Origin of the sequence: Amycolatopsis sp. GA6-003, assembly GCF_046267895.1 — a bacterium.
Taxonomy (GTDB): domain Bacteria; phylum Actinomycetota; class Actinomycetes; order Mycobacteriales; family Pseudonocardiaceae; genus Amycolatopsis.
On sequence record NZ_CP176499.1, the window covers coordinates 7,268,447 to 7,281,621 of the forward strand.

The following is a 13,175-nucleotide window of genomic DNA, read 5'->3' on the forward strand; positions in this document are numbered from 1 at the left end:
AGGATTCTGGCGATGACTGACGAAAGCAAGCTGGTCGACTACCTGAAGCGGGTGACCGCGAACCTGCAGGAGACGCGTGAGCGGCTTCGTCAGGTCGAGGCGGCGGAGGCCGAGCCGATCGCGATCGTGGCGATGGGCTGCCGCTACCCGGGCGGCGTGCGCTCGCCGGAAGACCTGTGGGAGCTGGTGGCCGACGGCCGGGACGCGATCGGCGCGTTCCCGACGGACCGCGGCTGGAACCTGGACACCCTGTTCGACGCCGACCCGGACAGCCCGGGCACGAGCTACGTGAACGAAGGCGGCTTCGTCCACGACGTGGGCGAGTTCGACGCGCCGTTCTTCGGGGTTTCGCCGCGCGAGGCGCTCGCGATGGACCCGCAGCAGCGGCTGCTGCTGGAGCTGGCGTGGGAGACGTTCGAACGAGCCGGCATCGCCCCGCATTCGCTCGCCAAGCAGCAGGTGGGCGTGTTCGTCGGCAGCGGCGAGCAGGACTATTACGACGAGTTGCCGCCGTCCGTGCTCGCGGGTGAGGTGGCGGACTACCTGAGCACCGGCAACGCCGCTTCGGTGATCTCGGGCCGGATCGCTTACGCGCTGGGTCTGGAAGGCCCGGCCCTGAGCGTGGACACTGCGTGCTCGTCGTCGCTGGTCGCGCTGCACCTCGCCGTGCAGGCCCTGCGGCAGCGCGACTGCTCGCTGGCGCTGGCCGGTGGCGTGATGGTGATGTCGCGCCCCGGGCCGTTCCTGGCGTTCAGCCGGCAGCGCGGGCTCGCCGCGGACGGCCGCTGCAAGGCGTTCTCCGACAGTGCCGACGGAACGGGCTGGGCGGAGGGAGCCGGAACGCTGTTGCTGGAACGGCTTTCCGACGCGCAGCGCAACGGGCACCCGGTGCTCGCGGTGGTGCGCGGTTCGGCGGTGAACTCCGACGGTGCGTCGAATGGCCTTACCGCACCGAATGGTCCTTCGCAGCAGCGGGTGATCCGGCAGGCGTTGGCCAACGCGCGGCTGTCGGCGTCCGATGTGGACGCTGTCGAGGGCCACGGCACGGGCACCACGCTGGGCGACCCGATCGAGGCGCAGGCCGTGCTGGCCACCTACGGCCAGGACCGGGACCGTCCACTGTGGCTCGGTTCGATCAAGTCGAACATCGGGCACGCGCAGGGCGCGGCGGGCGTCGGCGGGGTGATCAAGATGGTGCAGGCGCTGCGACACGGTCTGCTGCCGCGCACGCTGCACATCACCGAACCGTCCACTGAGGTCGACTGGTCGGCCGGGAACGTCGAGCTGCTCACGGAGGAGCGTCCGTGGGCCGCGGATGGGCGGACGCGCCGCGCCGGGGTGTCGTCGTTCGGCGTGAGCGGCACCAACGCACACGTGATCGTCGAGGAAGCTCCCGCCGTCGAAGCGGACGAGGCGACGCCGAGCTGGCCCGAAGACGTCCCCGTCCCGTGGCCGCTCGCCGGGCATGGTGCCGCGGCGCTGAAGGCGCAGGCAGCCCAGCTGCTGTCCGTTGTGGACGGTGTCACCCCGCTCGACCTCGGATTCTCCCTGGCGACCTCCCGGTCGCCGCTCAGCCACCGCGCCGTCGTGCTCGACGGGAAGGCCGGGGTCGCCGCCCTCGCGGACGGCGTCGCCTCGCCGGACGTCATTACCGGCACGCAGGTCGAAGGGCTGACCGCGTTCCTGTTCTCCGGTCAGGGCGCGCAGCGCGCGGGGATGGGGGCCGAGCTGGCCGCCGCGTTCCCGGTGTTCGCCCAGGCGCTGGACGAGGTCTGCGCGGAACTGGACCAGCACCTCGACCGTCCACTGAAGACAGTCATCTTCGAGAAGCCGCGTTTGCTCGACCAGACCGGCTACACCCAGCCCGCGCTGTTCGCGATCGAGGTGGCACTGTTCCGACTGCTGGCGTCGTGGGGCATCAAGCCCGACTTCCTGCTCGGCCACTCGGTCGGCGAACTGGCCGCCGCGCACGTCGCGGGTGTGTTGTCGCTGGCCGACGCCTGTGCTCTCGTCGCGGCGCGGGCGCGGTTGATGCAGGCGCTTCCGTCCGGTGGGTCGATGGTGGCTTTGCAGGCGACCGAGGACGAGGTCGTCCCGCATTTGACCGCCGAGGTCAGCATTGCTGCGATCAACGGTCCGGATTCGGTGGTGCTTTCTGGTACCGAAGCCGCGGTCGCTGCGGTGGTGGCGGAGTTCGAGGGGCGGAAGTCCTCGAAGCTGAAGGTCTCGCACGCGTTCCACTCGCCGCTGATGGAGCCGATGCTGGCGGAGTTCGCCGCTGTCGCCCGCACGCTCACCTACTCCTCGCCCACGATTCCGTTGCTCTCCAACGTTTCCGGCGCACCCGCCGGGGCGGAGATCGCCACGCCGGAGTACTGGGTCTCGCACGTCCGCGCCGCGGTCCGGTTCCACGACGGGCTGACCGCGCTGAGCGCGCAGGGCGTTTCCCGGTTCGTCGAGGTCGGCCCGGACGGGGTGTTGTCCGCGCTCGCCCGGCAGAGCTTCGACGCGGTGGTCGTGCCGGTCCTGCGCAAGGACCGGCCGGAGCCGCGGGCGGCGCTCACCGCGTTGGCCGAGCTGTTCGTCAGCGGCCTGACTCCGGACTGGGCCGCGGTCTTCGCCGACCGTGGCGCGCAGCGGGTCGACCTGCCGCCGTATGCCTTCCAGCGCAAGCGTTATTGGCTCGACGCGCGCGCCAACCGCGACGAGGTCACTGCCGCTGGGCTGACCTCCGCCGGGCACCCGCTGCTCGGCGCCGCGGTCGCGCTCGCCGACACCGACGGCGTGGTACTCACCGGACGGCTTTCCGCGGAGACGCACGCGTGGCTCGCCGAGCACCGGCTCGGCGAGGTCATCACCGTGCCCGGCACGGCGTTCCTGGAGCTGGTTGTCCGCGCCGGCGACCAGGTCGGCAGCGGCCGGATCGAGGAACTCACCCTCAGCAGCCCGCTGGTGGTGCCGGAGCGCGGCGGCGTGCAGGTCCAGGTGACCGTCGGGGCCGCGGATGAGCACGGTGTCCGCGCCGTGACGGTCCACTCGCGCGAGGAAGGCGCCGACGGCGAACCGTGGACGCTGCACGCGAGCGGCACGGTCACGCCACCGTCGTACCGCGGCGGGGTGGAGCTGGCCGAGTGGCCGCCCGCCGGTGCCGAGCCGGTCGGGATCGAGGGCGTGTACGACGACTTCGCCGACACCGGCCTCGCCTACGGCCCGCTTTTCCGTTCTCTGCAGGCAGTTTGGCAGCGCGAGGGCGAGATCTTCGCCGAAGTCGCGTTGCCGGAGGACAACGACGCTGGCCGCTTCGGCCTCCACCCGGCCGCACTCGACGCCTGCACCCACGCGCTGCGCGTCGCGGGCGGCGGGGACGGCGGCGTCGGCCGGGTCCCGTTCTGCTGGACCGGAGTCGAACTGCACGCCACCGGTGCCTCGGCGCTGCGGGTGCGGTTCACGCCGACCACCGAGGACGGCTACGAAGTCGCTCTCGCCGACGCTACCGGGGCGCCCGTCGCCACCGTGGCCGAGGCGGTATTCCGCGCTGCCACTACGCCGGTCGCGACCGACGCGGCCGCGCCGCTCTACCGGATCGAGTGGCGGCGGATCCCCACTGAGTCCACTGTGGACACATCAACGGCCGAGATCTTCGACTGCTTCGGCGAAACTGGCACGGCGGAGGAGACGCACGCACTGACCGCCCGCGTCCTCGGCGCCCTGCAGACCTGGCTCGCGCAGGAGCACCCGGCGGACGCGCGCCTGGTCGTGGTGACCCGCGGAGCCGTCGCGGCCGCCGGTGGGGTCGCCGACCTCGCCGCCTCCGCCGTCTGGGGCCTCGTGCGCTCCGCGCAGGAAGAGAACCCGGACACGTTCGTGCTCCTGGACCTCGACGCCGAGACCGAGGCGGGCGCAGTCCTGCCGCAGGTGCTCGCCACCGGGGAACCGCAGCTCGCTGTCCGGACCGGCAGCGTGGTCGTCCCGCGGCTCGTGCGCACCACCTCCGCGACCGAGCCGGCGTACTTCGACCCGGACGGCACCGTGCTGATCACCGGGGCCTCCGGTGCGCTCGGCGGCACGGTGGCCCGGCACCTCGTCCACGAGCACGGCGTCCGCCGGCTGCTGCTGGTCAGCCGGCGCGGCACTCCCGAGCTGGCCAACCTGGCCGCCGAGCTGGGCGTGCACGTCGACCTGGCGCAGTGCGACGTCGCCGACCGCGCCGCGCTCGCCGAGGTGCTGGCCTCGATCCCCGCCGAGCACCCGCTCACCGCGGTGGTGCACGCCGCTGGGGTGCTCGACGACGGCGTGGTCACCGCTTTGACGGCGGAGCGGGTCGACGCCGTGCTCCGGCCCAAGGTCGACGGCGCGCTGAACCTGCACGAACTCACCCGCGACACCGCGCTCTCCGCCTTCGTGCTGTTCTCGTCGGTCTCCGGCGTGCTCGGCGCGCCCGGCCAGGGCGGATACGCCGCCGCGAACGCGTTCCTCGACGCCCTCGCCGCCGACCGCGTCGCGCACGGCCTGCCGGCGGTGTCGCTGGACTGGGGCCTGTGGGGCGAGGCCGGCGGCATGGGCGGCACCCTGGCCGAGTCCGAGATTTCCCGCCTGGCCGCGAGCGGCATCGTGCCGTTGTCCACGGCGGCCGCGCTGGACCTGCTCGACCGGGCGTTGGCCATCCGGCAGCCTGCCGTCGCCGCGGCGAAGCTCGACCTGCCGACGCTGCGCAAGCTCGACCGCGTCCCGAAGATCCTGGAAGAACTCACCGGCCGGGGAGCCCGGCGCGTCGCGGCGGGTGCGACCGCCGCTCCGGTCGATTCCTTCGCCGCGCGGTTGCTGGCCCTGCCCGAGGGCGACCGCGCCGACGCCGTGCTGGAGCTGGTGTGTGGCCACGCCGCGACCGTGCTCGGCTACGGCGGTGCGCACGAAATCGAGTCGTCGGCCCAGTTCTCGTCGCTCGGTTTCGATTCGCTGACCGCCATCGAGTTGCGCAACGGGCTCACTGCGGCGACCGGGCAGCGGTTGCCCGCAACGCTGATCTTCGACTATCCGACCCCGTCAGTGCTGGCCGCGCACCTGCTCGGCGAGCTGGCGGGCACGACCGTCGAGATCGCGACCGTGTCCACTAAGGACAATTCGGAGGAGCCGATCGCGATCGTCGGCATGGCTTGTCGCCTGCCTGGCGGGGTCACCTCGCCGGAACAGCTGTGGGAGCTGGTCGCTGAGGGTCGCGAGGCGATCGGGGACTTCCCGACCGACCGCGGCTGGGACGTCGACGGCCTGCTGGACCCGACCGGCCGCCGTCCCGGCACCACCTATGTCGCCCGCGGCGGTTTCGTCTACGACGCCGGTGATTTCGATCCGACGTTCTTCGGTGTCTCGCCGAAGGAAGCGCCGATGATCGACCCGCAGCAGCGGTTGCTGCTCGAAGCGTCCTGGGAAGCGCTGGAGCGGTCCGGCATCGATCCGGTGTCGCTCAAGGGCAGCCCGACCGGCGTGTACGCCGGCGTCCAGTACCACGACTACGTGGGTGCGAACAGCGCTGGTTCGATCGTCACCGGCCGGATTTCCTACACCCTCGGGCTCGAGGGCCCCGCCGTGTCGGTCGACACCGCGTGCTCGTCGTCGCTGGTCGCGATGCACATGGCGGCCCAGGCACTGCGCGGCGGCGACTGCTCGCTCGCGCTGGCCGGTGGGGTCACGGTGATGGCGACGCCGGAGACCTTCGTGGAGTTCAGCCGTCAGCAGGGGCTGGCCCGCGATGGCCGGTGCAAGGTGTTCTCCGACGACGCCGACGGAACCACCTGGTCGGAAGGCGTCGGTGTGCTGGTGCTGGAGCGCCTGTCCGACGCCCGCGCGAACGGTCACCCGGTGCTGGCGATTCTCAAGGGCAGCGCGGTGAACCAGGACGGCACGTCCAACGGGCTGACCGCGCCGAACGGTCCGGCACAGCAGCGGGTGATCCGCGCCGCGCTGGCCGACGCCGGGCTGGATCCGTCCGAAGTGGACGCGGTCGAGGCACACGGCACGGGCACCAAACTGGGCGACCCGATAGAGGTTCAGGCGCTGCTCGCCACCTACGGCAGCGCCGCGGACCGTCCGTTGTGGATTGGTTCGGTGAAGTCCAACATCGGGCACACCCAGGCGGCGGCCGGGGCGGCCGGGGTCATCAAGATGATCGAGGCGATGCGCCACGGCGAACTGCCCGCCACGCTGAACGTGGGCAAGCCGTCGAGCGAGATCGACTGGTCCTCGGGCACTGTCCGGGTGCTGGCCGAGCCGGTGAAGTGGCTGCCCAACGGCCACACCCGCCGCGTCGGCGTCTCGTCCTTCGGGGTGAGCGGCACCAACGCGCACGTGATCCTGGAAGAAGGCGACCGTCCCGAGGTCGAGAGCGGCGTGCCGTCCTACGACGGGCCGGTCGCGTGGCCGGTCTCCGGACGCGGTGCCGCGGCGCTGCGGGCCAAGGCGGAGCAGCTGATGTCCTATGTGGACGAGGAACCGGAAGGCAGCCTCGCCGACATCGGTCTCTCGCTGGCGACCACGCGCAGTGCGTTCGACCGCCGGGCAGTGCTGATCGGCAGCCGCTCGCCGCAGTTCGTGCGCGGTCTCGCGGCGCTGGTGGACGGGGAGGACGCCCGCGGCGTCGTCAGCGGAATCGCCACCGCGGGCGGGCGCACCGCGTTCCTGTTCGCCGGCCAGGGTTCGCAGCGGGCGAAGATGGGCGCGCGGCTCACCGAGCAGTACCCGGCGTTCGCCGCCGCGTACGACGAAGCTTGCGCCGCGGTCGACCGGCACCTGGACCGGCCCATCCGGTCGGTCATCGACAGCGGGGAGGGCCTGGACGAGACCCGCTACACCCAGCCCGCGCTGTTCGCGCTGGAGGTCGCGCTGTTCCGCCTGGTCCGGGCATGGGGCATCAAGCCGGACGTGCTCGCCGGGCATTCCATCGGCGAGATCGCGGCGGCGCACTGCGCTGGCGTGTTTTCTCTGGAGGACGCGGCGAAGCTGGTGGTCGCCCGGGGCGCGCTGATGCAGGCGCTGCCGACCGGTGGCGCGATGGTCGCGATCGACGGAACTCCGGAAGCGGTACTGGAAGCCGCTGGGGACACTGTGGACATCGCCGCGGTGAACGGCCCGACCGCGGTCGTGATTTCCGGCGCTGCGGACGCGGTTGCCGAAGTGGCGGCGAAGTTCGAGCGCACCAAGCAACTCCGGGTCTCGCACGCGTTCCACTCGCGCCTGATGGACCCGATGCTCGCCGAATTCCGCACTGTCGCGGAAGGACTGTCCTATTCGGACTCGCGAATCCCGATCATTTCCACGGTCACCGGCGGTCCGGCCGACCTGGCCTCGCCGGAATACTGGGTGAACCAGGTCCGGGCGTGCGTGCAGTTCCGCGACGCGGTCACCCGAGCCGCCGCCGACGGCGTGACCCGGTTCCTTGAGCTGGGCCCGGACACCACGCTCGCCGCGATGGCCGCGGGCTGCTTCGACGAGCAACCCGAAGCACTGGCTTCGCTGCTGCACAAGGAAAACGACGAGGCAGTGGCCGCGTTGACCGGTGTCGCGCAGCTGCACGTCAGCGGCGTCGACGTCGACTGGGCGGCCATCTACGCACCGACCGGCGCGCACCCGGTGCCGGTGCCGACGTATCCGTTCCAGCGCCAGCGCTTCTGGCTGGAGAGCACCTCCGGTGCCGTCGGCGAGGAGGACCACCCGCTGCTCGGATCGGCACTGGAACTGGCCGACGCCGAGGGGCTGCTGTTCAGCGGACGGCTTTCGGTGGGCACGCATCCGTGGCTGGCCGACCACGTCGTCGGCGGCTCGATCCTGTTCCCCGGCACCGGTTTCGTCGAGATGGCGATCCGGGCCGGCGACGAGGCAGGCTGCCCGCGGCTGGAAGAGCTGACCCTGGAGTACCCGCTGGTGGTGCCGGAGCGGACCGGCGTGCGCGTGCAGTTCGCCCTCGGTGCTCCCGACAGCGGCGGCACCCGGACGTTCAGCGTGCACTCCCGGCCGGAAGGCGACAGCACCGCCTGGACGCGGCACGCGATCGGCAAGCTCGCCAAGGCGGGCAAGGCCGGGAAGTTCGAGCTGTCCGAGTGGCCGCCCGCCGCCGAGCAGGTGCCACTCGAAGGCACCTATGAGGAACTGGCCGCCGACGGTCTCGCGTACGGTCCGGCGTTCCGCGGCCTCGTCGCAGCCTGGAAGGGCGACGGCGAAGCGTTCGCGGAAATCCAGCTTCCTGCTTCGGTGTCCGATGTGGACCGTTACGGCATCCACCCGGCCGTGCTCGACGCCGCCCTGCACACCATCGGTGTCTCCGGGGCGGCTGGCGACGAACCGGCGCTGCCGTTCGCGTGGGAAGGCGTCCGGCTGCACGCGGTCGGGGCGACGACGCTGCGGGTGCACGTGAAGCAGATCGGCTCGGGAGCGGCCGCGCTGGAGATCGCCGACGGAACCGGTGCGCCGGTCGCCTCGGTGGAATCTCTGCTGCTGCGCCCGATGTCCGCGGTGCCGCAGGCGGTTCCGGCCGGTGGTGGCGACTCGCTGTTCCGCGTCGCCTGGGAGCAGACCGACCTCGACGCCGTCGCCGAGGTCACCGACTGGACCGTGCTGGGCCCGGACTCCTTCGGCCTCACCGAGGCGCTGGGCGCCACGGCGGCCGGGTCGGTCGCCGAGACGAGCGGCTTGGTCGTGCTGCCGGCGGGCGGTACGGACGACGTCCACGCCGAACTGCACCGCGTGCTCGGCCTGCTGCAGGACTGGCTGGCCGGCTCGACCGGTTCGCTGATCGTGGCGACCCGGGGCGCGGTGGCCGCCGAGGCGGGGGAGAACCCCGATCCGGTCGGCGCCGCGGTCGCCGGACTGGTGCGCTCGGCGCAGGCCGAGCACCCGGACCGGATCACCCTGGTCGACCTCGGCACCGGAACCCCGAGCGGCCGCACCCTCGCCGCGGTGTCGGCGTCGGACGAGCCGCAGGTCGCTCTGCGGGCCGGCGCGGTGCTGGCGCCGCGGCTGGAGCGGGCCGCGGACGCGGTCGCCGCGCCGGTCTGGGATCCGGACGGCACGGTGCTGATCACCGGCGCGACCGGTGCGCTGGGCGGTTCGGTCGCCCGGCATCTGGTCGCCGAGCACGGGGTGCGGAACCTGCTGCTGGTCAGCCGTCGCGGTGCGGATGCCCCGGGCGCGACCGAACTGCGGGACGAACTGACCGGACTCGGCGCTGAAGTCACGCTCGCCGCTTGCGACGCGGCCGACCGCGCCGCGGTTTCCGCGCTGCTGGACGGAGTTGACCTTCGCGCGGTCGTGCACGCGGCCGGTGTCCTTGACGACGGCGTGCTCACCTCCCTCACGCCGGAACGCCTTGACCAGGTCCTGCGGGCGAAGGCGGACGCGGCGGAAGTGCTGCACGAGCTGACCCGCGAACGGGATCTCAGCGCGTTCGTGCTGTTCTCGTCGGCCGCCGGGGTCCTCGGCGCACCGGGGCAGGGCAGTTACGCCGCGGCCAACGCGTTCCTGGACGCACTGGCCGCCCGGCGCCGTGCCGAGGGCCTCGCCGGCACCTCGCTGGCGTGGGGTCTGTGGAGCGACGGCATGGGCGCGGCGCTGGAGGACGCGGACGCGCACCGGATCGGCGAAACCGGCATCACCGCACTGTCTACTGAGGACGGTCTGCGGCTGCTGGACGCGACGGCGGGTTCCCCCGAACCCCTGTTGGTGCCGATCTCGCTCGACACCCGGGTGCTGGCCTCGTCGGGCGGCGACGACCTCCCGGCCGTGCTGCGCGGTCTGGCCGGCACGCCCGGCCGTCGCGCGGCGCAGGACGCGGTGGAAGACACCGAGTCGCTGGCGAAGAAACTGGCCGGCCTTGCGGCGAACAAGCGGGTCCCGACGGTGCTGAACCTGGTGCGCACGCACGCCGCGGCGCTGCTGGGCCACGCGGGTCCGGAGGCGGTGGAACCGGACCGCTCGTTCAACGAGGTCGGCTTCGATTCCTTGTCCGCCACCGGGTTCCGCAACAAGCTCAGCCTCATCACCGGGCTGAAACTTCCGGTCAGCCTGATCTTCGACTACCCGACCCCGCGGATCCTTTCCGACTTCCTCGTCGGCGAACTGGCCCCCGCCGAGGAAGCCGTCGCGGAGGAAACCGTTACGGAGCAAGGAGTCCGGGAGGCGCTGGCGGGCATCTCGCTGGAGAAGCTGCGCGCGGCCGGGCTTCTGGACGGGCTGCTGGAGCTGGCCGGAGTGCGCCTGGCCGAAGACAAGACCGAGGAGCCGGAAGCCGGGGAAGAGGCGTCGATCGACGACCTCGACACCGACGCGCTGATCAGCATGGCGATCGGCGCCGGCGACGACTGACCGCACCGGCCGCGCGGGGCGGGAACCCCTAACCCGGCCGGCCCCGGCCACTGTTGTCCGGGCCGGCCGGGCTGTGGCCCACTGGAAAGACCCGAACGAGGAGAGGTAACCCCATGGTCACCGGCTACGCAATCGAAGCACGGGGGCTGCGCAAGTCCTATGGCGACGTGGAAGTGCTGGAAAGCGTCGACCTCAGCGTGCGGCGCGGCACGATGTTCGCGCTGCTCGGCCCCAACGGCGCCGGGAAGACCACGACGGTGCGGATCCTCAGCACCCTCCTGGACGCCGACGGCGGCACCGTGACCATCAACGGCCACGACCTCGCCGGGTCCAAGCGGACGGTGCGCGAGCAGATCGGCCTGACCGGACAGGACACCGCGGTCGACGAGCTGCTCACCGGCCGCGAGAACCTGGAGATGATGGCCCGGCTGTTCCACCTGCCCGCCGCGCGGGCGAAGGAGCGGGCCGGCGAGCTGCTCGCGCAGTTCGACCTCGTCGAGGCGGGACAGCGTCAGGTCAAGACGTATTCCGGCGGCATGCGGCGCAGGCTCGACCTGGCGATCAGCCTGATCACCTCGCCGCCGGTGCTGTTCCTCGACGAGCCCACCACCGGCCTCGACCCGCGCAGCCGCTCGGCGATGTGGGACGCGATTCGCGACCTTCTCGACAGCGGCACCACGATCCTGCTCACCACGCAGTACCTCGAGGAGGCCGACCAGCTCGCCGACCGGATCGCGGTCATCGACAAGGGCCGCGTGGTCGCCGAGGGCACGGCGGCCGAGCTGAAGCGCAAGGTGGGCACCGAGCGGCTGAAACTCTCCTTCGCCACCGCCGCCGAAGCGGCCCGCGCGCACGACGTCGCCGGCGGGATGCTGACCGGCGACACCGTCAGCGTCGCGATCGACGAGCCCGCCCAGGTCCGGCTGGTGCTCAACCGGATCGACGACGCGGGCCTCGAAACCACCGGGCTGGAGCTCTCCGAGCCGACCCTGGACGACGTTTTCCACACCCTCACCGGAACCGCGGGAGCGAACTGATGACCCAGACTTTGTCCAGGGAGCACGCGGGGACGCAGGTTTCCGGCACCCCGAGCCGTTCGGCGTTCGCGCTGGCGCTGTCCGACTGCCGGGTGCTGGTCGCGCGCAACGTCAAGCACATCGTCCGCAACCCGGAGATGCTGATCCAGGCGGTTTCGCTGCCGATCGTGCTGCTGCTGCTGTTCCGCTTCATGTTCGGCGGCGCGATCAACCTGCCCGGCATGGCCTACGTCGACTACCTGGTGCCCGGCCTCGTGGTCGTCAGCATCGGCTTCAACTCGACGACGACCGTGGTCGGCGTGGCCGCGGACCTGACGCAGGGCCTGGTCGAGCGGTTCCGCTCGATGCCGATGGCCGGCTCGGCCGTCCTCGTCGGCCACGTCGTGTCCGGCGTGCTGCGCAGCCTGCTTTCGCTCGTGGTGATGGTCGCGGTCGGCTTCGCCATCGGATTCCGCCCGGCGGGCGGCGTGCTCGGCTGGCTCGCCGCGACCGGACTGCTGGTGCTGTTCGCCGCCGGCGTGTTCTGGTTCGCCACGCTGGTGGGGTCGATCGCCAAGACTGTCGAGGGCGCGGGCGGTCTCGGCATGATCTTCGTGTTCGTCCCCTACGCCACCAGCGCGCTCGTGCCCACCGGCTCGATGCCGTCGGTGCTGCGGGCGGTCGTCGACAACCAGCCGGTGACGGTGGTGATCGACGCCGTGCGCGGCCTGATGAACGGCGCGGCGGTCGCGTCGACGGTGTGGCTGGCGCTCGCCTGGTCGGTCGTGCTGACCGCGGCCGGCGCGTACCTCGCGATCCGGAAGTTCCACCAGCGCGCCCGCGGCTGACCCCCCGCGGTGGCGAAGGCGGCCCGTGCCCCCGAGCACGGGCCGCCTTTTCGCGCGCGAGAAACGGCCCGGTCCCCCCCGCTGGTGGCGGAAGACCGGGCCGCTGGAGCCGGACGCGGGCCGGGTCAGACCGCGTCCGACAACTCGCCGACGAGGATGCTGTGGTGCAGCTTCCGCAGCGAGCTGCCGGGCTCGATGCCCAGCTGCTGAACCAGGTTCTGCCGGGCGGAAGCGAAGGTCTCGAGGGCTTCCGCGCGCCGGTTCGAGCGCAGCAAAGCAGTCATCAGGTACTCGTAGAACGTCTCGCGCAGCGTGTGTTCCTTCGCCAGCGCGGACAGCTGGCCGACGACCTCGCGGTGTCGCCCGATCAGCAGCTCGGTCTCCATCAGCAGCTCCAGGCACTCCAGCCGGGTTTCCTCCAGCAGCGCGGCGTACGCCTGGACGTCGGGGGAGTCGGTGAAGCCGCCGAACGCCGCGCCGCGCCACAGATTCGCGGCCTCGCGCAGGACGGCCGCGGCCGGTTCGTAGTCGCGGTCCCGGTGCCGGGAACGGCCTCGCTCGTAGAGGAGGGTGAAGCGGTCGGCGTCGAGTTCGCCGTCGGCCACGCGCAGCGAGTAGCCGCGCGGGCTGGTGACGACGGGACTGTCGGCGGAACCCGTGCCGCGCAGCAGTTTCCGCAGCTGCGAGACGTAGACGTACAGCGCGGCGCTCGCGCGGGCCGGCGGACGCTCTCCCCAGAGTTCTCCGATCAGGTGCTCGGTGGTCGCCACCTGATTGCGCTTGACCAGCAGCACGGCCAGGAGCGTCTCGATCTTGCGTGCCCGCGGAGCGCTCACGCCGGGCCGCCCTTCCACTCTGAGCTGCCCCAGTATCCCGTAGTCCATTTCCCGTGCCTTCCGGTGTCCGCGTCGATCGGATCTGCCCGGCCCGGCGCCCCCAGTGTTCTCCAGCGCCCCACTGC

The 13,175-nt window shown here is 72.0% G+C and carries 4 protein-coding genes; 3 read left to right on the forward strand and 1 reads right to left on the reverse strand.

Annotated elements, in window-relative coordinates; genetic code table 11:
- The first annotated feature begins 12 nt into the window (after positions 1 to 12).
- The 3 genes from F9C12_RS33015 (at position 13) to F9C12_RS33025 (ending at position 12,214) form a co-directional block, all read left to right on the forward strand.
- Positions 13 to 10,350 (forward strand): SDR family NAD(P)-dependent oxidoreductase, encoded by a 10,338-nt coding sequence (locus F9C12_RS33015; protein WP_409462973.1) that lies wholly within the window; start codon positions 13 to 15, stop codon positions 10,348 to 10,350.
- Positions 10,351 to 10,463: 113 nt separating this feature from the next.
- Complete coding sequence (locus tag F9C12_RS33020) at positions 10,464 to 11,387, forward strand: ATP-binding cassette domain-containing protein (protein ID WP_409462974.1); 924 nt, start codon at positions 10,464 to 10,466, stop codon at positions 11,385 to 11,387.
- Positions 11,387 to 12,214, forward strand: a complete 828-nt coding sequence (locus F9C12_RS33025; RefSeq protein WP_409462975.1) for an ABC transporter permease — start codon at positions 11,387 to 11,389, stop codon at positions 12,212 to 12,214. The genes F9C12_RS33020 and F9C12_RS33025 overlap by 1 nt, the downstream gene beginning before the upstream one ends.
- A 125-nt stretch (positions 12,215 to 12,339) precedes the next feature.
- Here F9C12_RS33025 and F9C12_RS33030 read toward each other — a convergent pair whose 3' ends face one another.
- Positions 12,340 to 13,050, reverse strand: a complete 711-nt coding sequence (locus F9C12_RS33030; protein WP_409185659.1) for a BTAD domain-containing putative transcriptional regulator — start codon at positions 13,048 to 13,050, stop codon at positions 12,340 to 12,342.
- Between the last annotated feature and the right edge of the window lie 125 nt (positions 13,051 to 13,175).